At 39.2% G+C, this 344-nt stretch carries 1 protein-coding gene; it reads left to right on the forward strand.

Going from position 1 to position 344, the window contains the following annotated elements; genetic code table 11:
- On the forward strand, positions 1 to 344 hold a 344-nt coding region (locus Q4550_RS23315; protein ID WP_303536571.1), incomplete at both ends, for a collagen binding domain-containing protein.

Genomic DNA, 344 nt, shown 5'->3' on the forward strand with positions numbered 1-344 from the left:
GGAACGCCTGATCGTTCTTATAACGCTACCGAAATCACATGGCAGGTAGATTTTAATAAACAGTTGGATCAATTAAATGGAGCAGTATTTAACGATCCAATTCAAGCAGGACAAGCTTTCAAAGACGGAACTGTTGAAATTTATAAGCTAGATGTTCAGCTTGATGGTAGCGTGAAGCAAGGAGAGGAAGTAACATCTTCTTTTACTTCCACTAATGAAGATGGCAGTCTGCGGATCGCATTTGGCGACATTACGAATGCTTATCGCGTGAAGTTTAAAACTTCCCTTGAAGATGAAGATCAATCTAAGTTCCAAAATGAAGCAACAGTAATGAGTGACAATGT

This window comes from Anaerobacillus sp. 1_MG-2023 (assembly GCF_030547345.1).
Taxonomy (GTDB): domain Bacteria; phylum Bacillota; class Bacilli; order Bacillales; family Guptibacillaceae; genus Guptibacillus; species Guptibacillus hwajinpoensis_B.